Genomic DNA, 22,575 nt, shown 5'->3' with positions numbered 1-22,575 from the left:
ACAACGATCGTCGCGGAGGCACTCGAACATGTACGAAAAAGATGGCGAGAAGTACTTCATCGTCGACTCCCACATGCACTTCTGGGACGCGTCGCCTGCGAACTGGGTCAAGGGCGCCGAGCAGTACGCCAAGGGCTGGATCGAGTGCTTCCACGCCTACCAGGGCCTCGGCCCGGCCGAGACGCACCAGCCGATCGAGGAGTTCCAGAAGGTCTCCGAAGAGCAGCTGATGCGCGAGGAGTTCGAGGAGGGGTACGTCGACGTCGCGATCTTCCAGTCGACCTACCTGCGTGAGTGGTACACGAACGGCTTCAACACCACGGAGCGCAACGGTTCGCTGTTCGAGAAGTACCCGGACAAGTTCCGGGTGAACACGCGCTTCGACCCGCGCGACGGCGACGCCGGCATGCGGGAGTTCGAGGCGAACGTCGCGAAGTACAAGCCGCTCGGCGCGAAGCTCTACACCGCGGAGTGGAACGGCGATTCGCGCGGCTACAAGCTCACCGACCCGGAGTGCTACCGCTTCCTCGAGCGGGCCCAGGAACTCGGGATCAAGAACATCCACGTCCACAAGGGCCCGACCATCTGGCCCCTGGACAAGGACGCGTTCGACGTCGCGGACGTCGACCACGCGGCCACGGACTTCCAGGGCCTGAACTTCATCGTCGAGCACGTGGGCCTGCCGCGTATCGAGGACTTCTGCTTCATGGCGACGCAGGAGCCCAACGTCTACGCGGGCCTCTCGGTCGTCATCGGCGGCCTCATGCACGCCCGCCCGAAGTTCTTCGCCAAGGTCATGGGCGAGCTGCTCTTCTGGGTCGGCGAGGACAAGATGACCTTCGGGTCGGACTACAACATCTGGACCCCGAAGTGGCAGATCGAGGGCCTCGTGGACTGGGACTACCCGTCCGACGAGTTCTCCGACTACCCGCGTCTCGGCACGGACGGCAAGAAGAAGATCCTCGGCCTCAACGCCGCCAAGCTCTACGGCATCGAGGTCCCCAAGGAGTGCCAGCTGCCCGCGGGCGACGGCGCGCAGCTCGTCGACGAGCGGGAGGTGGCGCAGGCGTGAGCATCTCCTTCCTCGCCCGCCCGACGACCGAAGAGGTCGTCGGGCGGGTGTGGGAGGCGCTGCGCACGGTGCGCGACCCCGAGCTGGACAACGACGTCGTCTCGCTCGATTTCGTCGGCTCGCTCGAGGTCGACGAGAGCCGGATCGCGCACGTGCGACTGCGCCTCCCCACCTATTTCTGCGCGCCGAACTTCGCGTTCCTCATGGTCGCGGACGCCTGGGACGCCGTCTCGACGGTCGACGGGCTCACCGACGTGGACGTGGAGCTGGTCGACCACTTCGCCTCCGACGCCATCAACCGGGGTGTGGCGGCCCGTGCCGGGTTCGTGCACTCCATGGCCGGCACCGAGGTCGGTGAGGCGGTGGAGGAGCTCGACACGCTCCGCAGGCAGTTCACCGAGCGCGCGCTCATGGCCGGGACCGACCTGGTCGTCGGGCCGCTCGCGAGGGCGGGGAACTCCCCCGAGGAACTGGCGGCGATGACGCTCGCCGACGCCCCGGCGTCGGCGGATCTGACCCGGTTGCGGACGCGGCGACGTGAGCTCGGGATCCCGTCCGAGGACACCGACCCGCTGGTCGTGGACCCGAGCGGGCGCAAGGTCGGTGTCGAGGCGCTGCCCCTGCACCTGCGCAAGGCACGCTCGTTCCAGGTCGGCGTCGAGGCCAACACGAGCATCTGCCGCGGCCAGCTCGCCGCCCGATACGGGCTCCAGCACGACGCGAGCTGACCGCACCCGTGAGAGGAGCGACACCATGTCGCGCGACGCGATCCGTCTCGATCGCGGCAACCATCCCGACCGCGGTGCGGGCTGCTGCCTGATGGAGTATGTCTCCGTGCTCGACGGGGGACGTTTCGGGCCGCTGCCGCACTGCACCCACCCGGCGCTCGCGGCGCTGGTCATGCAGGTCAACGACCGCACGTCCGACGCCGGGCGTGCGGACCTGGTGAGTCGTGCCGAGCGGCTGCGCCGCGCGGAGCGCGACGACCCGGGGCTGACCTGGCGTCTGGTCGAGGTGTGCGCGATGACGGTGCTCGCCCACTCACCGGGCGATCCGACGGCCCGCCGTCGGATCGCCCGCAGCCGCCGGGCCCGCGGACGACTGGCCCGGGTACTGCCCGACGGGCTCCGCGCCCGGCTCCCGCGGGCCGCGCTGGTCGCGGTCGGCCTCGGCGCGCTCGACGAGCTCGTCGGGGCCTTCCACGCGGTTCTCGCGGTCGCCGGCCCCGCCGGTGGCCCGGAGCGGGACCGCGTCCTCGCGGCCCTGCTCGACGATGCACTGGACGCGGTCGGCACCGACAGCGCCGTGGACACCCACCACCACCCACGAGAGGCGATGACGGCATGAGCCAGGCCACCGCGCCGCACACCGTGCGGCGGATCGGCTCGCCCGCTGCGGCGGCGCTCGCGGATCTCGCGGCGATGTTCGAGGAGCTGCAGACCGTGCTGCTCTGCTGTGAGCGGCTCGTCAGCGAGGTCCGGCCCGGCGTCGGCAAGCAGGTCGACGAGGTCGTCGTCGAGTCCCTCTGGACGACCGCGCTCATCTCCTACTCGCGCTGCTTCGCCGGCGGCGAGCGGGGCATGGGCCTGACCGAGGACGACATCGAGGGTCTCGAGCTGCAGGGCGAGAAGCTCGCCTGGCACCGGATGCTCCGCCGGCTGAAGAAGCACTTCGCCGACCCGGCCGCCAACCCCCGCGAGGAGTTCACCGTCGGGGTCGCGGTCGCCGAGGGCAAGCCCGCGGGCGTCGCGATCACGTCCAGCAGGCAGGTACCGGTCGACGAGCAGACGGTGCGCCAGACCGGCGCGCTCGTCTTCGCGCTGACCCAGCTCGTCGACACCCGGATCGCCGAGCACCAGGAGACGGTGCTCGCCGGGGCCGCGGCGCTGACGGAGAAGGAACTGGAGACCCTCGACGAGATCGAGGTGACCGGGGACGGGCGCCCGCCGCCCGGACCCGACGACGAGTCCGCGCCCGGCGGCCCCGCGGACGGTGCCTCCGGGGGCGGCGACGGTAAGGAGACGTCGTCGTGAGTCAGGAGCCCGGCAGCGAGGAGCGCTTCAACCCCTGGTCGGTGGTGCACCTCGTGTTCGATCATCTGTCCGCGCAGGGTCTGCACCCCGTGCTCGGCGAGGCGGGCGACCCCTCCGAGCCGGCCGGGGAGCTGCTCCGGTCGCTCGGGATCGCCCCGGGCGACCCCTCGTGGGCGCGGGGACAGGACCCCGAGCAGATCCAGGACCAGCTCGCCGAGATCCGGTCCCTGTTCACCCCGGTGGACTCGGAGACCGGACCCGAGGGACGCTGAGTCACTACGGTGACGGGGTGGGGACGGACGGGGAGGAGGTCGACGTGCAGGAGCTTCACCTGGTGACGCTCGTGGTCCACGCGATGACGCGTGAGCCGCTGGCGGTACTGGGCGACGCCGACGAGGACCGGTGCCTCGTCGTCTCCGTCCGGCCGCAGCAGGCCGAGGTCATGGCCCAGGGCCCGCACCCGGCACGCGACGACGACTCCCGCCTCACCCAGGACCTCGTCGCGGACGTGGCGGCGGCGCTCGGCCACACCCTGACCGGCGCGGAGATCACCGACCTCGTCGACGACCGCTTCCACGCGGTCCTGGTCCTCGACGACGGTTCCCGGGTCCGGGCCCGGCCGAGCGACGCGCTCGCCCTGGCGGTGCGTGACGCGCTGCCCATCGGGGTGGCCGACGAGGTGATGGAGCGCGCCGGGCAGTCGTGGAAGGAACTGCAGGGCGACGATCCGCACCCCCAGAGCAAGGAGGTCGACGAGATGCGCGACTTCCTCGACCAGATCACCGCGGACGATTTCGGGGGATCCGGTCCGGCCCCCGAACCGCCCGAGTCGGGACAGGATCGCTGACCCGTGTTCCGACGACCTCCGGTGGTTCTCGCCGGCCCGGCCTTCGTGGCGTCCGTCGCCTACGTCGACCCCGGGAACATCGCCACCAACAGCGTCGCCGGGGCGACCTCGGGATACGCGCTCGCCTGGGTGGTGGTGGCGGCCGGTCTGATGGCGATGCCGGTCCAGTTCGTGGCGGCGAAGGTCGGCATCGTCACCGGACGCAGCCTGCCGCGCACCTGTCGGCAGGTGATGGGGAAGCCCACCCGCGTGCTGATGTGGCTCCAGGCCGAGGTGGTCGCGATGGCCACCGACGTCGCGGAGTTCCTGGGCGCCGCGGTGGGGCTGCAGCTCTTGTTCGGGCTGGGGCTGCTGCCGTCGGGGCTGATCACCGCGGTGATCGCGTTCGGGGTGCTCGCGCTGCAACGGCACGGCCACCGGCCCTTCGAGGTCGGCATCGTCGCGTTCCTGGCGTTCGTCGTCGCAGGCGTCGGGTTCCAGCTCTTCTCGGTCGGGATCGACCCGGGGGGTGTGGCGGCGGGGCTCGTGCCGGGCCTCGACGACTCTGCCCAGCTGGTCCTCGCGGTCGGGATCGTCGGCGCGACCGTGATGCCGCACGCGATCTACGCCCACTCCGCGCTCGCCGCCGGGCGCTCCCGCGGGGTCGGCAGGCCCGGGCGGTCACGCCTGCTCCGGTTCCAGCGCACCGAGGTGATCGGCGCGCTGACGATCGCCGGGTTGGTGAACCTCGCGATGCTGCTCGTCGCGGCGCGGGTGTTCGGTGTCGGGCCCGCGGGGGAGGGCGTGGACGGTCTCGAGGCGGCCCACGCCGGGCTGGGGCAGTTCGCGGGCGGCGCCGTCGCGCTGGCGTTCGCGGCGACGCTCCTGGCCAGCGGGCTCTCCTCGGCCGCCGTCGGGACCTACTCCGGTCAGGTCGTCATGGAGGGCTTCGTCGACATCCGGCTCTCGCCGACGATCCGCCGCTCGGTGACGATGCTGCCCGCGCTGATCCTGCTGGCGGTGGGCACCAGCCCGACGACGGCGCTGGTGGGCAGCCAGGTGGTGCTCTCGTTCGGCATCCCCTTCGCGCTCTACGCCCTGCTCAAGGTGGCCCGCGACGAGCAGGTGCTCGGGACGGAGGCCATCGGGCGGGGGATGACGGCCGTGCTCGGGACCATCAGCGCCGTCGTCGTGTGCCTCAACGTCGTGCTCCTGGTGGACACCATCGCCGGCTGACACCGGACACGGACGGCCGGTGTCTCGGATCGAGACGTCCGGGGGTCGCGTCGTGGTGCCGATCACGCCTACCATCGCCGGTTGCGCGTCCTTCGAGGTCGAACGGGCGCAGCAGGCGAGGTGGCCCATGGACGCACGGACCGATCCCGGCCTCGACCGCGCCCGGGAACGGTTCCTGGGCGACGGCACGGTCGACGAGCGGGGAGTGGTTCGTCCGGAGATCGTGCTGTCCTGGGAACGGTCGCGCCGGGCCGGGGTCGACGCCGACCATCTCGCGCTGCCCTACGACCCGGACCTGGACTTCGAGGGCAGCCTGGTGCACTGCGCCCGGCCGGTCCTCGACGACCTCACCGAGCGGCTCTCCGGCATGGCGGTCGCCGTCGTGCTCTCCGACGGCGAGGGCAACGTCCTCGACCGGCGGGTCGGGGAGGGCGAACTGCGGCGCAGGCTCGACGCCATCTCGCTCGCCCCGGGCTTCAGCTACGCCGAGGAGTTCGCCGGGACGAACGGGGTCGGCACCGCGCTCGAGGGCTCGGCCCACGCCATGGTGATCGGCGCCGAGCACTTCACCGACCGGCTGCGCTCCTTCGCCTGCGCGGGCGCGCCGGTCTACCGGCCCGGCGGCTCGCTCGCCGGCGTCCTCGACGTGACCTGCCTCGCCGCCGAGGCCAACGACCTCATGCGCTTCCTCGCCCGGCAGACCGCCAAGGACATCGAGGAGGTGCTGCGCGAACGGGGGAGCGCGGGGGCCCGTGCCGTCATGGCCGCCTTCCGGTCCGCCTGCGTGCGCGCCCGGGGGCCGGTCCTCGCCCTCGCCGAGGACTTCGTCATCGCCAACCGCGCCGCGCACGAGACCCTCGACCCGGAGGACCGTGACGTCGTCGCCCGCCACGCCGCCGAGCACCGCCGCGGCGGCCCCGGCGAGGAACGGGTCCTGCTGGCCGACGGCCCGGTCCGGCTGCTGTTCACGCCGTCCCCCGCGCACCGCCCGTCGGGCGTCGTCGTCGAGGTCGTCCGCAGCACGAGCACGCTGCGCCTCGCCGGGAGCGGCGGCGGGACGGGCGGCATCCCCTCGCGCGGCCCCGCCGCGGCCCCGCCCGCACGTCCCCTCGTCGGGCTCGCCGGGACCTCCCGCTCGTGGCGCAGCACCTCGGCGGCCCTGCGGGCCGCCGCGGGCGCGGTGCGCAGCACCCTCGTGCTCGGGGAGACCGGCGTCGGCAAGGCGGCCGCGGTGCGCGCCGCGCACCGCGAGGTCCGCCCCGCCGCGCGTCACGTGGTCGTCGACGGTGAGGTGGCCACCGCGGCGGAGGAGCTCGCCACGCTGCCCGTCGAGCTCGGGACCGACCCGGCGACGGTGGTCGTACGCCGGGTCGAGGCGCTCGACGGGCGCGGTGCGGCGGCCCTCGCGCAGCTGCTGGACGCCGCGGCGCCCGACATGTGGGTGGCCGCCCTGGTCACGGGCGACGAGCTCGGGGAGGGCCGCGCGGTGCACGAGGTGCTCGGCCGGTTCGCCGGGTCGCTCGCCATCGAGCCGTTGCGCCGCCGTCCCGAGGACGTCGGCCCGCTGGTCGAGGCCCTGCTCGCGCGCCTCGCGCCCGGACGTCGGGTGCGGTGTACCCCCGAGGCGATGGCCCTGCTCGGGGGCGCCCGGTGGCCCGGCAACGTCGCCCAGGTCGAGGACGTGCTGCGTCGCGCACTGGTCGCGCGGCCCGCGGGGGACATCGGGGCGGGGGACCTGCCGGCCGAGGTCGCCGTGCACGGCACCCGCAGGCGCCTGACGCCGCTCGAGGCCGCCGAGCGCGACCTCATCGTCGGCGCCCTGATCGAGGCGCGGGGCAACCGGGTGAAGGCGGCCTCCGCGCTGGGGATGGGCCGCGCGACCCTCTACCGGCGCCTGCGGGCGTTCGGCCTCACCGACGTCGGACGCTGACCGTCCGACCCGGCCGGCGCCGGAGGGTGCCCGTGCGCTGGAGCGGTCGGAGGTCGGCCGTCGGGCGGTGATCGGTGCCGGAGCTCTCGGCGTGCTCGGCCGGGCCGAGCCCGCAGTCGTCGTCGCACCCGTCCGTGCGCCACTGCCCGCGCGCCACGGCGGCGACCTCGACCACCGCGGCCACCAGCTCGTCGCGCTGCGCGGCGAGCCTGCGCGTCGAGCAGGACACCCCGATGGCCACCGTGGACGTCCCCGACGGGGCCACCACCGGCGCGGCGACCGTCGCGAAGCCGGACGCGAACTCGCCGTCGTCGAGCGCCCAGCCGCGCTCCGCGATGTCGTCGAGCTCGTGTCCGAACCGCACCGGGCAGGTGACGGTCTGCGGGGTGAGCGCGGCGAGCGGCTCGCTGCACACCGCCTCGCGGTAGACCGGCGACGCGGCGAGGAGCACCTTCGTCAGGCCCAGCGCGTGCGCCCGCTCCGGCGGGATGTGGGTCTCGAGCCCCGGGAGGCGGGCGAGCCCCTGGTGGCCGCGGACGTCGGAGATGCTCGCGACGACGGACCCGGTGCGCCGGACCAGGTAGGCCCGCTGCCGGGTGCGGCGGTACAGCTCGGTGACGGCCTCCGCGAGGATCGCGCCGGGCGCGGGGTCCCCAGGGCTCAGGTCGGGGATGGGAGCGGGCTCGGCGCCCGCCCCGGTCGGTATCCAGGCACCCCAGGGCGGCGCCGCCCCCAGTCGGCATCGCCCGGAGGCGTCGCGGCGGGCGAACCCCGCCTCCACGAGGGTGTTGACCATGTAGCGCGCGGTGGCCGGGCTCTTTCCCAGGTGAGCGCCGATGTCGGCGGGCGACAGACCTTCCGGATGGTCCCCGAGCAGCCGCAGCGCTCGCAGGACCATCGCCGCCGTCTTCAGTGACCGCGCGCCCGACGTGTCCTCGCTCACACCATGAACAGTAGGAGTGCCGGGGCCCGGGTGCCTGTCTCGATGTGGGACAGGTGGAGGCCCTGAGACGGGCGGTTCGGGGCCTCACACCGGCCCCACCCTCGGGGGCGACCCCGAGAGGAACCGGGGTCGGGCACGGAGGGCCGTGGCCGGACGTTGGACCAGTGTCGGGAGTGACCGATTCCGACGCGGCGTCCGCCGCGTCACGAGCCTGGAGGAGGACCTGTCATGGCCGTGCTGACCCGGAACCGCGAGGACGCCTGGTTCGGGGGGGTGTGTGCAGGACTGGGGGAGTACTTCGGCGTGTCCGCCAACGTGGTGCGCCTGATCTTCGTGCTGTCCTGCCTGCTCCCCGGACCGCAGTTCATCATCTACATCGCGCTCTGGGTGATCATGCCCCGCCGCTGACGTCGCCCGGGCCTCACCCCAGCCGGGAGGCCCGGTCGAGCAGGTAGGCCCGCTCCGGGGCGGACCGGGTGAGCCGGGCCGCCTCCCGGTAGGCGGCCACGGCGGGCTCCCGCCGCCCGGCGGCCTCCTCGAGGTGCGCGCGGACCGCGGCGACCCGGTGGTGTCCGCGGAGGGCGGGATCGTCGGCGAGGGCCCCGAGCTCGACGAGCGCGGCGTCCGGTCCGCGCACCTCGCCGAGGGCGACCAGCCGGCCCAACCGCGACATCGAGTCCGGCCACAGCCCCACGAGCGTGTCGTAGAGCGCCAGGATCTGGGCCCAGTCGGTGTCCGTGGTGTCGGCGGCCTCGTCGTGGATCGCGGCGATCGCGGCCTGCACCGTGTATGGCCCCGGCACGCCGTCGCGCAGCACCGAGGTCACCAGGGTCGTCCCCTCGGCGATCATCGTGGCGTCCCACCGCGCGCGGTCCTGGTCCGCGAGCGGCACCAGGGTGCCCTCGGCGGACACGCGGGCGGCCCGGCGCGCGTCGGTGAGCAGCATCAGAGCCAGTAGGCCCTCGACCTCTCCGATCTCGCCCGCGTCGGGCGGGAGCGCGGCGAGCAGCGCCCGGGTGAGGCGGATCGCCTCCGTGGTGAGGTCGGTCCGGTGGAGCTGCTCGCCCGCGGTGGCGGTGTGGCCCTCGGTGAAGACCAGCGACAGCACCGCGAGCACGACGGGCACGCGCTCCCGGCGCTGCGCCTCGCTCGGCGGGGCGAACACCTCGCGGGGGTGGGTGAGCCCGTCGGCCAGGCGGGCCTTCGCGCGGCTGATGCGCTGGGCCACGGTCGGCTCGGGCAGCAGGAGCCCGTGGGCGATCTCCGCGGTCGTCAGGCCCCCGACCGCCCGGAGGGTCAGCGCGACCTGGCTCGGCGGCCGCAGCGCGGGATGGCAGCACAGCAGCAGCAGGGCGAGGGTGTCGTCGACGTCGGGCGCGGCCTCGTCCCGGCCCGGCGGGACCTCCCGGCGCGCGTCGTTCTCCTCGCGCCGCCGCCGCGCCGAGTCCCGCCGCCAGACCTCCACCATCCGCCGGGACGCCGCCGTGACCAGCCAGCCCGTCGGGTTGGCCGGGATCCCGTCGGCGACCCAGGCCGTGGACGCCGCGAAGAGCGCCTCCTGGAGGGCGTCCTCGCACGCGTCGAAGTCGTGGTGACGGCGCACCAGCACGCCGAGGACCGACGGGGTGACCTCCCGGAGGACGGCGACGACCGCCGCGGGCGGCGGCGCGCCGCTCACACGTCCCAGCCGGTCATGTCCAGGATCGGCCGCACCTCCACGAGCCCCCACACCGCGTCCGGCACGCGCGCCCCGATCTCCTCGGCGCGCTCCGCGGACTCCACGTCGATCAGGTAGAAGCCGGCCAGGTGCTCCTTGAGCTCGGCGAACGGGCCGTCGGCCACCACCGGGCTGCCGTCGGCGGTGGACACCCACCGCGCCAGGGACGGGTCCGCGAGCCCCTCCGAGGCGATCAGCTCCCCGGACCCGGTGAGCTCGCGGGTCAGCGCGATGTGGTCCACCCCGAACCGTGCCCGCTGGTCCGGGGTCAGGGCCTCCCAGCGCTCCGCGAACCAGGGGTTCGAGTGCAACAAGATCATGAACTTCACGGTGGGCCTCCTCGATCCGGAAGAAATCCTCGCCGGGGTGTCGAGACCCCGGACGCGGTCTCGACACCCCGCCGCGAGACACCGACACCGCATTCCCGGGAGGACGCCATGAGCACCCTGTCCGACACGACCGCCACCCTGTCCGAGACCGAGGCGATCCTCGCCGTGCTCGACGAGATGCACGCCGGGATCGGGGCGGGCGACGCGGCACGGGCGCTGGCCACCTGCGCACCCGGCACCGTCGTCTTCAACCTCGCGCCCCCGCTCGTGGCGGGTGCGGGCTCGCTCGAGGAGGCGGTCGCCGCGCTGGGCGGCTGGATCGCGACGTTCGACTCGCCGCCCGTGCTCGCGCACCGCGAGCCGACGGTGCACGTCGGCGGCGACGTCGCCTTCGTGCACACGCTGACCTCGATGACGGGGACCAAAGGCGGCGAGTTCACGCTGTGGTTCCGGTCCACCTACGGGCTGCGCCACGTCGACGGGCGCTGGCTGATCGTCCACCAGCACGAGTCGGTGCCGTTCCACATGGACGGCTCGTTCCTCGCCGCGACCGGACTGGAGCCCTAGATCGCATCGATTCACCCGGGCGCGGGGGTGGGACGGAACGCGTGCGCGGGGCATCCTTGCGGGCGGAGGACAACGACGTCGTTCCGGAGCACCGCCATGAACCCCGCCACCCCGCCCGACCCCGCGCCCCTGACGGGCCACGAGCAGTCCGTTCTCGCCGCGATCGCGTCCCACGAGCACCGCTGGGACGCGGCGTTCGCCGACGCCCTCTCGGTCGGTGACGTGCGGTCTCCCGGGCACCGCTGGCGCACGCTGCTGCTGGTGCTCGCCGTCGTCGTGCCGGTGGCCGTCGGGCCGATGGTGCTCTCGTCGGCGTGGGTGCTCGCGATCGCCGCGGTGGTCCTGCTCGTGGTCATCCCGACCACGCTGGTGGTGTGGGCGCTGCGCCAGGGTCGGGTCTACCCGAGCTGAGCCAGCGCCTTCTGGATCCGCTGCGGTGAGATCGATCCTGCGGTGCCGACGTCCTGGGCGAACCGGCTGACCCGCAACTCCTGGAGCATGGCGGCGACGGCGTCCCAGGCGTCACGGTCGAAGGTGCGCGGCTCGGCCTGCGCCGCGGCCCGCCGCGTGCGGTAGCCGGCCTCGACGTCGTGCACCTCGTCGGTCAGCTCCGCGTCCCGGCGCGGACCCGTGGGCAGTTTCTCGAGCCGCTTCCCCGCCGCGCGCAGCCAGCGCACGACGTCGGGCAGGCGCGTCACCCCGTGCCGGGAGACGAACCGGCCCCCGACCAGCGCGGACAGCTGCGCCCGAACGTCGTCGAGCGCCGCGTCGAGCATCCCGCTGCCCGGGCGCGCGGCGATCTCGTCGAGGGCCAACCGGACCGCGGTGGCCTCACCCAGCACCGCCTCGGCGCGCGTGAGGACCTCCGCCGCGCCACCGGCCAGGCGGGCGGCGACGTCGGCCCGCAGCGTCTCGAAGGCTGCCGGGGTCCACGCCGGGCCGCCGCGGGCGGTGACGAGCCCGTCGATCGCGGCCACGACGCAGTCGTCCGCGAGGTCGGCGACGTCCGCGTAGCCCGACTCCGCCATGGCCCCGCGCAGCCGCAGCACCGCCCGGTTGTCCAGCGAGCGGGCCAGCGCCTTCGCGGGGGACGTCGTCGCGCGCAGCAGCAGCCGCCGGGTGCCGGCCCGCATCGCGTCGCGGGCCTCGAGCGCGGAGTCGAACACTCCGATCCCGACGGTGCCTGCCGGGTCGGCGCGGGTTCCCTCGTCGACCAGCGCCAGGTGCGCGGTGACGGTGCCGCCCGCGCGGGACTGCTCGCGGGTGCGCGGCAGCTCGCCGACCTCGGCGAACGACGTGAGCCCCCGCCGCTCCAGCCCGTCGGCGACCTTCGCGACGGCGGCCTTCGTCTCCCGCGCGTAGCGCCGGCGCAGCGCGGTCAGGTCGGTGCCGTCCGCGATCGCGGCACCCTCGTCGTCGGTCACCCGGAACGTCAGGCGCAGGTGCGACGGGAGCCCGGCGACGTTCCACGCGTCGGTCGGCACGTCCACGCCTGCGAGGCGCTTCACGGCGTCCGAGACCACCCCGAGCAGGGGCTCCCCGTCGGCGGGCCTGCGGTCGGCCGCCAGGCGCGCGAGCAGCGCCCGGGCGGTGTCCGGGGCAGGGACGAGCGAGCGGCGCAGCGGCTTGGGCAGCGAACGGACGAGCGACGTCAGCATCTCCTCGCGCAGCCCCGGCACCTGCCAGGCGAGGTCCTCGGCCCGGACCTGCCCGAGCACCGCGAGCGGGACCGTCACGGTGACGCCGTCGTGCTCGGCGCCCGGCTCGAAGGCGTAGGACAGCGGCAGCGTCAGGCCGCCGGCCCGCCACTCGTCGGGATAGGACTCGGCGTCGGGCGCCTCGTGGGCGAGCAGCGCCCGCGGGTCGAGGTCGAGCAGGTGCGGATCACGGCGGGACTCCTTCTGCCACCAGCGGTCGAAGTGCCGCGCCGAGACCACCGACGCCGGGACCCGCTCGTCGTAGAACCGGAAGATCGTGTCCTCGTCGACGAGCAGCTCACGGCGGGCGCGGCGCTCCATCTCCGCCACCCGCTCCAGCTCGTCGGCGTTGCGGCGCACGAACGCGTGCCGGGCGGTCCAGTCGCCCTCCACCAGAGCGTGCCGGAGGAACAGCTCGCGGGAGAGCTCCGGGTCGATGCGCCCGTAGTCGACCGACCGGTCCATCGCCAGCGGCACCCCGAACAGCGTCACGCGCTCGGTGGCCACCGCGCTGCCCCGCCGCTTCGACCACCGCGGCTCGGAGTAGGTGCGGGTGACGAGGTCCCCGGCGGCCGCCTCCGCCCACGCCGGGTCGATGCCCGCCACGGTGCGGCCCCAGAGTCGGGAGGTCTCGACGAGCTCGGCGGCCATCACGAACGTCGGGGGCCGCTTGGCCAGCGACGAGCCCGGCCAGATCGCGAACCGGGCGCCCCGGCTGCCCTCGTACTCGGTGATCGGGCGCCGCTTCGGCTTCGGTTGGCCCTGCTTCGGCTTCGGGGGCTCGTGGGCCAGCCCGAGCTGGGAGAGCAGCCCGGGGAGCAGCGCCTGGTGGACGCGGTCGGCGACGTTCTTCGTGACCTCCTGACCCGGCTCGTTGCGCGAGAGCCCCAGCTCGTCGGTGAGCTGACGCAGCTGCGCGGCGAGGTCCTGCCATTCCCGGATGCGCAGGAAGTTCAGGTACTCGGCGGCGCACTGCTTGCGGAACCGGTTGCCGGAGAGCTCACGCCGCGACGTCCGGACGTGCTCCCAGAGGTGCAGCCACGACAGGAAATCCGACCGCGCGTCGGTGAACCGCGCGTGCGCCGCGTCGGCCTCGGCCGTCTTCTCGGTCGGGCGTTCCCGCGGGTCCTGGGCGGAGAGGCCCGCGGCGATCACGGTCACCTCGTGCAGGCAGCCCAGCGCGTCGGCGGCGAGGATCATCCGGGCGATCCGCGGGTCGACGGGCAGGCGTGCGAGGTTGCGGCCGATGTCGGTGAGCCGGGTGGCGTCGCCGTCGAGCTGATTCCCCGTCGCTCCGCTCGCCCGTTCGATCGCCCCGAGCTCGGTGAGCAGCCGCACGCCGTCGCGGACCGCGCGCGTCTCCGGCGGGTCGACGAAGGGGAACTCCTCGATCGGCCCGAGTTTCGCCCCCGCCATCTGCAGGATCACCGAGGCGAGGTTCGTACGCTGGATCTCGGGGTCGGTGAACTCCTGGCGGGCGTCGAAGTCGTCCTCGGTGTAGAGGCGTACGCAGATGCCGTCGGCGACGCGGCCGCAACGGCCGGCCCGCTGGGTGGCGCTGGCCTGGGAGATCTTCTCGATGGGCAGCCGCTGGACCTTGGTCCGCTGGCTGTACCGCGAGATCCGGGCGAGGCCGGGGTCGATGACGTAGCGGATGCCCGGCACCGTCAGCGACGTCTCCGCGACGTTGGTGGCGAGCACGATGCGCCGTCGGTTGGCGGGGCCCGGCTCGAACACCCGGTGCTGTTCGGCGGCGGAGAGGCGCGCGTAGAGCGGCAGGACGTCGAGCGGGTCGGTCGGGCGCTCGGGCAGCGCGTTGAGCGCGTCGGCGGTGTCCCGGATCTCGCGCTCGCCGGCGAGGAAGACGAGCACGTCGCCTCCCGGACCTTCGCGGCGCAGCTCCTCGACGGCGTCGAGGATCCCGTCGAGCTGGTCGCGGGCTTCGGCTGTCACATTCCCCGTCGCTCCGCTCGCCCCGGCCACACCCCCCGTCGCTCCGCTCGCCCCGGCATCGTCGGGGTCGACGAGCGGGCGGTACCGGACCTCCACGGGGTAGGTCCGCCCGGACACCTCGATGATCGGGGCGGGCGCACCGGCGAAGTCCGCGAAGTGCGCGGCGAACCGCTCCGGGTCGATCGTCGCCGAGGTGATGACCACCTTGAGGTCGGGACGGCGCGGGAGCAGCTGCGCGAGGTACCCGAGCAGGAAGTCGATGTTGAGGCTGCGCTCGTGGGCCTCGTCGATGATCAGGGTGTCGTAGCGGCGCAGCAGCGGATCCTGCTGGATCTCGGCGAGCAGGATGCCGTCGGTCATGAGCTTGACCAGCGTGTTCTCGCTCGCGTGGCTGGTGAAGCGGACCTGGTAGCCGATGACGTCGGACTCGGTGGTCCCCAGCTCCTCGGCCACCCGCTCGGCGACCGTGCGCGCCGCGATCCGCCGCGGCTGGGTGTGCCCGATGGTCCCGAGCACGCCGCGGCCCAGCGCCAGGGCGATCTTGGGCAGCTGCGTCGTCTTGCCCGAGCCGGTCTCTCCTGCGACCACGACGACCTGGTGCTCCGCGAGCGCCGCCGCGATGTCGTCCACCCGCTCGGAGATCGGGAGCTGCTCGGGGTAGGAGACCGCGGGCACCGACGCGCGTCGGCGCTCGAGCCGCTGCTCGGCCTTCTCGACGTCGGCCGCGATCCGCTCCAGCGTCCCGGCCCGCTTCGCCTCGTCGGCGATCTTCCGGGTGCCGTCGAGCCGACGGGCCAGCCGGTGCGCGTCGGCCCCGCCGAGGGCGCGGACACGGGTGGTCAGCTCGCGCTGATCGATGGTGGGTGTGGTCACTCCGGTCCCGGGGTCGAGAGGTGGTCCTCGTGGGTCAGCGCGAGCGCACGGCCCGACATTCCATTGTCCCCTGACGCGCGACCCGGTTCCGCGGGGCAGGTGCGGCTCGCGGGGGAGCGCGCTCCGGACTCCTCGAAGATCACCGGGCACATACGGGTCTCGCGGCCTGCCCGCCGACCCGGTAGGTACCCGATGATCATGCGTAGTCGTCAGACGGCCGGTCCGTTGATCATGCCGCGGTCGTCGGATCGAGGACCCGCTTGCGACGGGGGCCTCGTCGACCACGGCGCGCCGGATGGACAGGTGATCCCCAGCGCTCCCACAGGTGGCGGGACGGACGACGTCATATTGTCCTTTCAACTGTGGGATGCACCGGGTATCCGATGATCCACCACCACCGAGAGGACCCCGAATGGCTCACTCGACCGGCGCCCTGCCCGTCGTCCGTACGTCCGACCCGATCCTGACGACGCTGCGCGTGCTGGCGGTTCTGACCGTCCTGAACCTGCTGGTCCAGTTCCTGACGGCAGGCGAGCTGGTCACCCGGGGCGGCAGCGAGGCGGTGGAGCCGATCCATTCCGCCGGGGCCATCGTCCTGCACGTGCTGTCCGGGCTCGCCGCGATCGCGGCCCTCGCGTACTGGCGGCTGCGTGGCGCGCCGGTGTGGCCGGGGATCCTCGCCGCGGTGGTCTTCGTCCTGTCGTTCGTGCAGGCGTACTTCGGCAGTGGGCGAACCCTCTACATCCACGTCCCGGGCGCGATGATCCTGACGATCGGCGCGGTGGTCGTCGCCGTCTGGGCCTTCCTGCCCGGCGCCCGGGGCCGGTGACGGTTAGCGATCATTAGCTCGGGGCAACAATCTGGTGTGACCGGGGAAACAGTGCGCCCACGGGGCCTCGTGCGTCGGATCTCCCTCCGGGCCTCGCACGAGGTGCTCCGCCTCGCCGAGCCGCTCATGGGACGCCTCGTGCATCCGGATCGGTTGCCGTGGCTCGGCCGGCTCCCCGCGGTGCCGGCGTCGGCAGTCCCCCGGCTGCGCTCCCCGGCGCGGCCGTGGACGGCGGTCGTCCCGGCGCCCCCGGAGGAGCTGCGGACCCAACCGGGGATCGGCCGGGTCCCGGCGAGCGAGGACGAGGCGGCCCGCGACCGCCCGTTGCACTCCTTCTTCGCGCTGCACGCCGACGCCGTCGCCGCGGTGGTCGGGCACCTGTGGCCGGCGCTCGTCTCCGTCTCGCCGCGCCTGGTGCGGTCGACGAGGCAGCTCGTCGCGTCCCGGGCCGAACCGAGCGGGCCGACGACCGCCGAGGACCCGGCGGCGCTGGTCGGGTCTCTGCGTGAGGAGGCGGCCGCGCTGGGGGTCTCGGCGCTCGGCGTCACGACCTACGACCCGCGCTACCAGTTCGCCGAGTACACCGACGGGTCCGGCACCGATCCCGCGGGCGACCGCGTCATCGTCTGCATCCTCGAGCAGAACTACGACGCGACACAGCGCATCCCGGCCGAGCGCTCCGAGCAGGCCGCACTCTCGACCTACGCGCAGCTGCAGGACCGGCTCGTCGAGCTCACCCGCTGGCTGCACGCCCGGGGTTTCTCGGCCCGCCCGGAGACCTACATCGGCGAGTCGATGTTCATCCACTACGCCGTGGCGGCGGGCCTCGGGCAGCTCGGGCTCAACGGCCAGCTGCTCACTCCGCACGCCGGCTCGCGGTGCCGGATCAACGTCATCCACACCGACGCGCCGCTGCCGCTCGACGCGCCCGTCGACTTCGGCCTCGAGGGGGTGTGCGACCGCTGCCAGGCGTGCGTGCGGCGCTGCCCCGTGGGCGCGATCCCGGCGGTGCGGCGCGAGCACCGCGGCGTCGTCAAGGCGAAGCTCAACACCAAGCGCTGCCTGCCGATCGTCACGCAGGCCGCGGGGTGCTCGGTGTGCATGAAGGTCTGCCCGGTGCAGGCGTACGGGCTGCCCGCCGTCCTGGAGGAGTACAGCCGGTCGGGCGAGATCCTCGGGACGCACACCGACGCGCTCGAGGGCTACGACTGGCCCCTCGACGGCCGCCACTACCCGCCGGGCGAGACCCCGCGGGTGCCCGACGAGGTGGTGCGTCCCGAGGGGTACGCGTTCGACCCGGACCGACGGACGCCGCCCGGGGGGTCGTACCCGGTGCTCGGGTAGGTGGGGTGCCCACCTACCTACCGGCGTCGGGAGCTGATCACCCCGGTGTTGAAGCCCGCGAGGTGCAGCCCGCCGTGGAAGCGCGCGTGCTCGACCTTGAGGCAGCGGTCCATGACGACGGTCAGCCCGGCGGCTTCGCCGCGGCGGGCCAGGTCCTCGTCGTAGAGCCCGAACTGCAGCCAGAACGTCGTCGCCCCGACGGCGATGGTGTCGTCGAGGACCTGGGGCAGGTCCTCGGGGCGGCGGAACACGTCGACGAGGTCCGGCGTGACCGGGAGGTCGGCGAGCGAGGGCCAGACCGGCTTGCCGAGGATCTCGTCGGCGTTCGGGTTGACGAAGTAGACGTCGAAGTCGGTCGAGGACAGCAGGTAGGTCGCGACGAAGTTCGACGCCCGTGCGGGGTTCGCCGAGGCACCGACCATCGCGACCGTCCTCGTCCGCCGCAGGATGTCCTGCCGCTCGAGGGCGCTCGGGCCGGTCCACGTCGTGGTGGTGGTCGTCATCACGCGTCCTTCGTCGCTGCGGTGAGGGCCTGGTCGAGGTCCCAGAGGATGTCGTCGACGTCCTCGATCCCCACGCTGATCCGGATGAGGTCGGGGCGCACGCCGCCCTCGCGCAGCTGGTCCTCGGAGAGCTGCTGGTGGGTGGTCGACGCCGGGTGCAGCACGAGGGTGCGGGCGTCGCCGATGTTGGCGAGGTGGCTGCACAGCTGCACCGATTCGATGAACCGCCGGCCCGCGTCGCGGCCGCCCTCGGCGGAGCCGTCCGGGCTGCGGACGCCGAACGCGAACACCGAGCCGGGGCCCTCCGGCAGGTAGTGCCGCGCCCGCTCGTGGTGCGGGTGGTTCGGGAGGCCGGAGTAGCGGACCCAGTCGACGCGGTCGTCGGCGTCGAGCCACTCCGCGACCCGCTGGGCGTTCGCGACGTGCGCGCGCATCCGCTGCGGCAGCGTCTCGACCCCCTGGAGCAGCAGGAACGCCGAGTGCGGCGACAGCGTGGCGCCGATGTCGCGCAGCTGCTCGGAGCGCAGCTTGGTGAGGAACCCGTACTCCTGGAAGTTCCCCCACCAGGTGAGATTGCCGTAGGACGGGATCGGCTCGGTCATCTGCGGGAAGTTGCCGTTCCCCCAGTCGAACCGGCCCGACTCGCAGATCACGCCGCCGAGCGTCGTGCCGTGGCCGCCGAGGAACTTCGTCGCCGAGTGGATGACGATGTCGGCGCCGTGCTCCATCGGCCGGCACAGGTACGGCGTGGCCGTGGTGGCGTCGATGATCAGCGGGATGCCCGCCGCGTGCGCCACCTCGGCCAGGGCGGCGACGTCGGTGACCTCGCCGGAGGGGTTCGTGACCAGCTCCGCGAACACGAACCGGGTGGTGTCGGTGATCGCGGCGCGGAAGGCCTCGGCGTCGTCACCGGCGACGAAGGTGGTGTCGACGCCGAACCGGCGCAGGGTCACGTCGAGCTGGGTGACGGTGCCGCCGTAGAGGCTGGCGGCACTGACCACGTGGTCGCCCGCGCCGGCGAGGCAGGCGAAGGTGAGGAACTCGGCGGCCTGGCCCGAGCTGGTCGCCACCGCACCGAGCGCGCCCTCGAGGCTCGCGACCCGCTCCTCGAACGCGGCGACCGTCGGGTTCGCGATCCGGCTGTAGATGTTGCCGTACTTCTGCAGCGCGAACAGGTTCGCGGCGTCCGCAGTGTCCTCGAAGACGAAGCTCGTGGACTGGTAGATCGGCACCGCCCGCGCGCCGGTGGCGCTGTCGGGCACGGCGCCCGCGTGCACGGCGCGGGTCGCGAAACCCCAGGGACGGTCCTGCTGGCCGGAATCCACGCCGCCGTTCTACCCGACCGGTGCGCTGCGCGCTCGTGAGCACTTTCTGTCGCTATCACGACCGAAAGTGCTCACGAGCCGGAGGCACCTACATCCCGTGCATCTTGGCCACGACCTGCAGCATCACCTCGTCGGCGCCGCCGCCGATCGAGGTGATCCGCATGTCGCGGAGGAACCGCGCGGTCCAGGTCTCCTCCATGTAGCCGATCCCACCGTGGTACTGCAGGCAGGTCCGGGCGACGTCCTCGCAGAGCCGGCCGATCGCGAGCTTGGCGATCGTCGCGAAGCGCGAGGTGTCCTCGCCGCGCTCGTAGGCCTCGGCGCACGCGTAGTTGTAGTGGCGGCACATGTCGACACGGGCGTAGAGCTCGGCGAGCTGGTAGCTCAGGTACTGGTTGTCGAGCAGGGGGCCGCCGAACGCAGTGCGACTCTTCAGGTAGTCGCGGGTGCGGTCCAGGGCCTGCTCGCAGGCGCCGACGCGGCCGTAGCAGGCCACCATCCGCTCGTTCTGGAACTGCGACATCTGCTGCTGGAAGCCGCGCCCGACCGTCCCGATGGTGTTCGCGACCGGCACGCGGGCGCCGTCGAACGCGAGCTCCGCGGTGTCCGAGCAGCGGTTGCCGAGCTTGTCGAGCTTGCGGGAGACGCTGACCCCGGACGTCGAGGTGGGGACGACGATCTGGCTCATCCCCCGCGCCCCGCCCTCGTCGGAGGTGCGCGCGAGCAGGCAGAGCCAGTCGGCCTGGACACCGTTGGTGATGTAGAGCTTCGAGCCGTCGATCACCCAGTCGTCGCCGTCCTGACGGGCCCGGGTGCGCAGCCCGGCGACGTCGGAGCCGGCGTCGGGCTCGGTGACGGCGATCGCGGCGACCATCTCGCCGCGGATCGCCGGCGCGAGGTAGCGCGCCTTGAGCTCCTCGGACCCGAAGCGGTGCAACGACGGCGTCGCCATGTCGGTCTGGACGGCGATCGCCATCCCGACCCCGGCCGCGTCGCACCGCCCGATCTCCTCGGCGAGCACCACGGAGAACAGGTGGTCCGCGCCGCCGCCGCCGTGGGCCTCGTCGTACTCCAGGCCCAGGTAGCCCAGGGCGCCCATCTTCGCGAACAGCTCGTGGGTGGGCATCGCGCCGTCGCGCTCCCACGCGTCGACGTGCGGGTCGATCTCGCGCTCGACGAACTCGCGCACCGACTTGCGGAACGCCTGGTGCTCCTCGGTGAACGCCACCATCACTGGTCTCCCGTCGTGTCCTGCAGGTACCGGCGGGCCGGTTCCCAGCGGTCCAGGTCGGCCCCGCTCGGGGCGTAGAAGGGGATGCGGGCCGCGACGCCGGCGAAGCGCCGCGCCAGGGCGGGCCCGACTCGCGGGCGGCGGCGAGGCGGTCGCCGTAGAAGCCGGAGCAGTTCGCGACGTGGATCGGGTCAGCCATCCGCTGATCCCAGCGTGACCAGCGTGGCGTGCGCCTCGACGAACTGGCCGACCTCGACGTGGACGCTCTCGACCACGCCGTCGGCGGCCGCGACCGCGGGGTGCTCCATCTTCATCGCCTCGAGCACGACGAGGCGCTGACCGGCGGTGACGGTGTCGCCGGGGGCCACGAGGACCTCGACGACGGTTCCGGGGACCTCCGAGACGGGGCCGCCGGCGACGAGGGCGGCGGCGGTGTCGGGCAGCCGGGGCCGGGTGCGCCAGGCCGTGCTGCACTCGCCGTCGTCGACGAAGGTCTCCGCGCCGTACCGGGCCACGCGGCAGGCGCGCTCGACGCCGTCGTCGATGACGCGCACGGCGTCGGGCCCCAGGTCGCGCAGGGTGATCGTCGTGCCGTCGAGGTCGAGCGTGGTGTCCCCCCGGGCCGCGGACAGCCGGTAGGTGACGACGCGGTCGCCGTCGGACCCCTCCAGCTCGACGCGGGCGGGTGGGGTGCCCCGCAGGAGGCGGAAGCCGGGCGGTGCGTGGGGATCGTCGGCCCGGCGGGCGGCGGCCACGGTGGCGACGACGGCGGCGACGTGGGCGCGCGGCGGTCGCTCGGGGTGGCGCAGGCCGGGGTGGCGCTCGAGGAAGTCGGTACGGGTGGCGCCGGCGAGGAAGTCGTCGTCCCGGAGGACCCGCACGAGCAGGTCGCGGTTGGTGGTGACGCCGTGGATCTCGGCGCGGGCGAGGCCGGCGGCGAGGCGTCGGGCGGCGGCGGCGCGGGTGGCCGCGTGGGCGACGACCTTGGCGATCATCGGGTCGGAGAAGGCGGACACGGTGCCGGAGGCGCCGACGGCGTCCTCCCAGCGCAGGTCCGTGCCGTGCGCGTAGCGGTGGAGCGGGCCGGGGGAGGGGCGGTCGTCGTGGGCGGGGTCCTCGGCGTACAGCCGGACCTCGATCGCGTGGCCGCGGGGGCGCAGGTCGTCCTGGACGAACGGGAGCTCGGCGCCCTCGGCGATGCTCAGCTGCAGCGCGACGAGGTCGACGCCCCAGACCTCCTCGGTGACCGGGTGCTCGACCTGCAGACGGGTGTTCATCTCGAGGAAGAAGAACCGGCCCTCGTCCCTACCGGCGTGCTCCCCTTCCTCCAAGAGGAACTCCACGGTGCCCGCGCCGACGTAGCCGAGCTTCTCGCTGAGGGCGACGGCCGTGGCACCCATGCGCGCCCGGAGGTCGTCGTCGACGACCGGCGACGGCGCCTCCTCGACGACCTTCTGCTGGCGCCGTTGGATCGAGCACTCCCGCTCGCCGAGGTGCACGACGTGGCCGTGGGCGTCGGCGAGCACCTGGATCTCGACGTGGCGCGGCGCCGTCAGGAGGCGCTCGAGGAACACGGTGTCGTCGCCGAAGGAGCGCTGCGCCTCGGCGCGGGCCGATCGGACCGCCTCGTCGAGGTCCCCGGCGCGCTCGACGCGGCGCATCCCCGTCCCGCCCCCGCCTGCGCTCGCCTTGACCAGCAGCGGGAAGCCGATGGTGTCTCCGGCGACTGCGAGGTCGGTGGACGGGGTGACGAGGGCGTCGGGCAGCGTCGGGACGCCGGCGGCGCGGGCGAGGTCCTTCGCGGTGTGCTTGACGCCCATGGCCTCGATGGCCTCGGGTGGCGGCCCGACCCAGGTGAGGCCTGCTCCGGTCACCGCCCGGGCGAAGGTGGCGTTCTCGGAGAGGAAGCCGTAGCCGGGGTGGACCGCGTCGGCGCCGGCGGCGCGGGCGGCGGCGAGGACCTGCTCGGCGTCGAGGTAGGTCTCGGCGGAGGTCGAGCCGCGCAGGGCGACGGCGCGGTCGGCGTCGGTGACGTGCGGGTCGTGGGCGTCGGGCTCGGAGTACACCGCGACCGTGCGGATGCCCTGGGCCCGGGCGGCCCGCATCACCCGGCGGGCGATCTCGCCGCGGTTGGCCACGAGCAGCGTGCTGATCACGGGCTGGCCTC

21 protein-coding genes are annotated in these 22,575 nt (G+C 73.7%); 13 read left to right on the top strand and 8 right to left on the bottom strand.

Going from position 1 to position 22,575, the window contains the following annotated elements; translation table 11 throughout:
* The first annotated feature begins 28 nt into the window (after positions 1 to 28).
* The 8 genes from VGI02_RS22815 (at position 29) to VGI02_RS22780 (ending at position 7,097) form a co-directional block, all read left to right on the top strand.
* Entirely contained in the window at positions 29 to 1,072 is a 1,044-nt protein-coding gene (locus VGI02_RS22815; RefSeq protein ID WP_331631165.1) for an amidohydrolase family protein, read from the top strand.
* Positions 1,069 to 1,800, top strand: a complete 732-nt coding sequence (locus VGI02_RS22810) for a metal-sulfur cluster assembly factor (RefSeq protein ID WP_331631163.1) — start codon at positions 1,069 to 1,071, stop codon at positions 1,798 to 1,800. The genes VGI02_RS22815 and VGI02_RS22810 overlap by 4 nt, the downstream gene beginning before the upstream one ends.
* Positions 1,801 to 1,825: 25 nt before the next feature.
* Positions 1,826 to 2,419 (top strand): hypothetical protein, encoded by a 594-nt coding sequence (locus VGI02_RS22805; protein ID WP_331631161.1) that lies wholly within the window; start codon positions 1,826 to 1,828, stop codon positions 2,417 to 2,419.
* Positions 2,416 to 3,105, top strand: coding sequence for a hypothetical protein (locus VGI02_RS22800; RefSeq protein WP_331631159.1), 690 nt, complete (start codon positions 2,416 to 2,418; stop codon positions 3,103 to 3,105). The genes VGI02_RS22805 and VGI02_RS22800 overlap by 4 nt, the downstream gene beginning before the upstream one ends.
* Positions 3,102 to 3,377, top strand: coding sequence for a hypothetical protein (locus VGI02_RS22795; protein WP_331631157.1), 276 nt, complete (start codon positions 3,102 to 3,104; stop codon positions 3,375 to 3,377). Before VGI02_RS22800 ends, VGI02_RS22795 begins: the two co-directional genes overlap by 4 nt.
* 44 nt (positions 3,378 to 3,421) lie before the next feature.
* Positions 3,422 to 3,952, top strand: a complete 531-nt coding sequence (locus VGI02_RS22790) for a bifunctional nuclease family protein (protein ID WP_331631155.1) — start codon at positions 3,422 to 3,424, stop codon at positions 3,950 to 3,952.
* Between the two features lie 21 nt (positions 3,953 to 3,973).
* Complete coding sequence (locus VGI02_RS22785; RefSeq protein ID WP_414638351.1) at positions 3,974 to 5,167, top strand: Nramp family divalent metal transporter; 1,194 nt, start codon at positions 3,974 to 3,976, stop codon at positions 5,165 to 5,167.
* A gap of 127 nt (positions 5,168 to 5,294) precedes the next feature.
* Positions 5,295 to 7,097 (top strand): sigma-54-dependent Fis family transcriptional regulator, encoded by a 1,803-nt coding sequence (locus tag VGI02_RS22780; RefSeq protein ID WP_331631151.1) that lies wholly within the window; start codon positions 5,295 to 5,297, stop codon positions 7,095 to 7,097.
* On the opposite strand, the gene VGI02_RS22775 is transcribed toward VGI02_RS22780, so the two are convergent.
* Positions 7,078 to 8,040 carry an IclR family transcriptional regulator gene (locus tag VGI02_RS22775; RefSeq protein ID WP_331631149.1) on the bottom strand — a complete coding sequence of 321 codons (963 nt, stop codon included), beginning with the start codon at positions 8,038 to 8,040 and terminating at the stop codon, positions 7,078 to 7,080. The two genes, VGI02_RS22780 and VGI02_RS22775, sit on opposite strands and share 20 nt — an antisense overlap.
* Positions 8,041 to 8,268: 228 nt before the next feature.
* On the opposite strand from VGI02_RS22775, the gene VGI02_RS22770 reads away from it, so the two are divergent.
* Positions 8,269 to 8,448 (top strand): PspC domain-containing protein, encoded by a 180-nt coding sequence (locus VGI02_RS22770; RefSeq protein ID WP_331631147.1) that lies wholly within the window; start codon positions 8,269 to 8,271, stop codon positions 8,446 to 8,448.
* A gap of 13 nt (positions 8,449 to 8,461) precedes the next feature.
* On the opposite strand, the gene VGI02_RS22765 is transcribed toward VGI02_RS22770, so the two are convergent.
* Complete coding sequence (locus VGI02_RS22765; protein WP_331631145.1) at positions 8,462 to 9,718, bottom strand: RNA polymerase sigma factor; 1,257 nt, start codon at positions 9,716 to 9,718, stop codon at positions 8,462 to 8,464.
* Positions 9,715 to 10,077 carry a YciI family protein gene (locus tag VGI02_RS22760; protein ID WP_331631185.1) on the bottom strand — a complete coding sequence of 121 codons (363 nt, stop codon included), beginning with the start codon at positions 10,075 to 10,077 and terminating at the stop codon, positions 9,715 to 9,717. Before VGI02_RS22760 ends, VGI02_RS22765 begins: the two co-directional genes overlap by 4 nt.
* 117 nt (positions 10,078 to 10,194) lie before the next feature.
* Between VGI02_RS22760 and VGI02_RS22755 the strand changes: the two genes are divergently transcribed.
* Positions 10,195 to 10,653 carry a YybH family protein gene (locus VGI02_RS22755; RefSeq protein WP_331631143.1) on the top strand — a complete coding sequence of 153 codons (459 nt, stop codon included), beginning with the start codon at positions 10,195 to 10,197 and terminating at the stop codon, positions 10,651 to 10,653.
* Positions 10,654 to 10,749: 96 nt separating this feature from the next.
* A complete protein-coding gene (locus VGI02_RS22750; protein ID WP_331631141.1) occupies positions 10,750 to 11,064 on the top strand; it encodes a DUF3040 domain-containing protein in 315 nt (104 codons plus the stop codon).
* Here the strand turns inward: VGI02_RS22750 and hrpA are convergent.
* The gene (gene hrpA, locus VGI02_RS22745; RefSeq protein WP_331631139.1) at positions 11,052 to 15,176 is read right to left on the bottom strand and encodes an ATP-dependent RNA helicase HrpA; all 4,125 of its coding nucleotides are present in this window, start codon (positions 15,174 to 15,176) and stop codon (positions 11,052 to 11,054) included. The two genes, VGI02_RS22750 and hrpA, sit on opposite strands and share 13 nt — an antisense overlap.
* A gap of 412 nt (positions 15,177 to 15,588) precedes the next feature.
* On the opposite strand from hrpA, the gene VGI02_RS22740 reads away from it, so the two are divergent.
* Positions 15,589 to 16,005, top strand: a complete 417-nt coding sequence (locus VGI02_RS22740) for a hypothetical protein (RefSeq protein WP_331631137.1) — start codon at positions 15,589 to 15,591, stop codon at positions 16,003 to 16,005.
* Between the two features lie 180 nt (positions 16,006 to 16,185).
* Positions 16,186 to 17,349: a 4Fe-4S dicluster domain-containing protein gene (locus tag VGI02_RS22735; RefSeq protein ID WP_331631135.1), complete on the top strand. Its 1,164-nt coding sequence runs from the start codon at positions 16,186 to 16,188 to the stop codon at positions 17,347 to 17,349.
* A gap of 17 nt (positions 17,350 to 17,366) precedes the next feature.
* Here the strand turns inward: VGI02_RS22735 and VGI02_RS22730 are convergent, their stop codons facing one another.
* The 4 genes from VGI02_RS22730 to VGI02_RS22715 form a co-directional block, all read right to left on the bottom strand.
* Complete coding sequence (locus VGI02_RS22730) at positions 17,367 to 17,852, bottom strand: CoA-binding protein (RefSeq protein WP_331631133.1); 486 nt, start codon at positions 17,850 to 17,852, stop codon at positions 17,367 to 17,369.
* A complete protein-coding gene (locus tag VGI02_RS22725; RefSeq protein ID WP_331631131.1) occupies positions 17,852 to 19,177 on the bottom strand; it encodes an O-acetylhomoserine aminocarboxypropyltransferase/cysteine synthase family protein in 1,326 nt (441 codons plus the stop codon). Before VGI02_RS22725 ends, VGI02_RS22730 begins: the two co-directional genes overlap by 1 nt.
* Before the next feature lie 88 nt (positions 19,178 to 19,265).
* Complete coding sequence (locus tag VGI02_RS22720) at positions 19,266 to 20,408, bottom strand: acyl-CoA dehydrogenase family protein (protein WP_331631129.1); 1,143 nt, start codon at positions 20,406 to 20,408, stop codon at positions 19,266 to 19,268.
* Positions 20,409 to 20,599: 191 nt separating this feature from the next.
* Positions 20,600 to 22,564: an acetyl/propionyl/methylcrotonyl-CoA carboxylase subunit alpha gene (locus VGI02_RS22715; protein ID WP_331631127.1), complete on the bottom strand. Its 1,965-nt coding sequence runs from the start codon at positions 22,562 to 22,564 to the stop codon at positions 20,600 to 20,602.
* Positions 22,565 to 22,575: the final 11 nt, after the last annotated feature.

This window comes from Actinomycetospora sp., assembly GCF_036497245.1.
Classification (GTDB): domain Bacteria; phylum Actinomycetota; class Actinomycetes; order Mycobacteriales; family Pseudonocardiaceae; genus Actinomycetospora.
Note: the sequence above shows the minus strand (reverse complement) of the source record. Positions and strands in the feature narration are given on the sequence as shown.

What these genes read in the sequence shown, in the direction of transcription:
- VGI02_RS22770 (WP_331631147.1), top strand. Translation starts at nt 8,269, where the DNA reads ATGGCCGTGCTGACCCGGAACCGCGAGGACGCCTGGTTCGGGGGGGTG.
- VGI02_RS22815 (WP_331631165.1), top strand. Translation starts at nt 29, where the DNA reads ATGTACGAAAAAGATGGCGAGAAGTACTTCATCGTCGACTCCCACATG.
- VGI02_RS22750 (WP_331631141.1), top strand. Translation starts at nt 10,750, where the DNA reads ATGAACCCCGCCACCCCGCCCGACCCCGCGCCCCTGACGGGCCACGAG.
- VGI02_RS22760 (WP_331631185.1), bottom strand. Translation starts at nt 10,077, where the DNA reads ATGATCTTGTTGCACTCGAACCCCTGGTTCGCGGAGCGCTGGGAGGCC.
- VGI02_RS22780 (WP_331631151.1), top strand. Translation starts at nt 5,295, where the DNA reads ATGGACGCACGGACCGATCCCGGCCTCGACCGCGCCCGGGAACGGTTC.
- VGI02_RS22800 (WP_331631159.1), top strand. Translation starts at nt 2,416, where the DNA reads ATGAGCCAGGCCACCGCGCCGCACACCGTGCGGCGGATCGGCTCGCCC.
- VGI02_RS22740 (WP_331631137.1), top strand. Translation starts at nt 15,589, where the DNA reads ATGGCTCACTCGACCGGCGCCCTGCCCGTCGTCCGTACGTCCGACCCG.
- VGI02_RS22720 (WP_331631129.1), bottom strand. Translation starts at nt 20,408, where the DNA reads ATGGTGGCGTTCACCGAGGAGCACCAGGCGTTCCGCAAGTCGGTGCGC.
- VGI02_RS22730 (WP_331631133.1), bottom strand. Translation starts at nt 17,852, where the DNA reads ATGACGACCACCACCACGACGTGGACCGGCCCGAGCGCCCTCGAGCGG.
- VGI02_RS22805 (WP_331631161.1), top strand. Translation starts at nt 1,826, where the DNA reads ATGTCGCGCGACGCGATCCGTCTCGATCGCGGCAACCATCCCGACCGC.
- VGI02_RS22755 (WP_331631143.1), top strand. Translation starts at nt 10,195, where the DNA reads ATGAGCACCCTGTCCGACACGACCGCCACCCTGTCCGAGACCGAGGCG.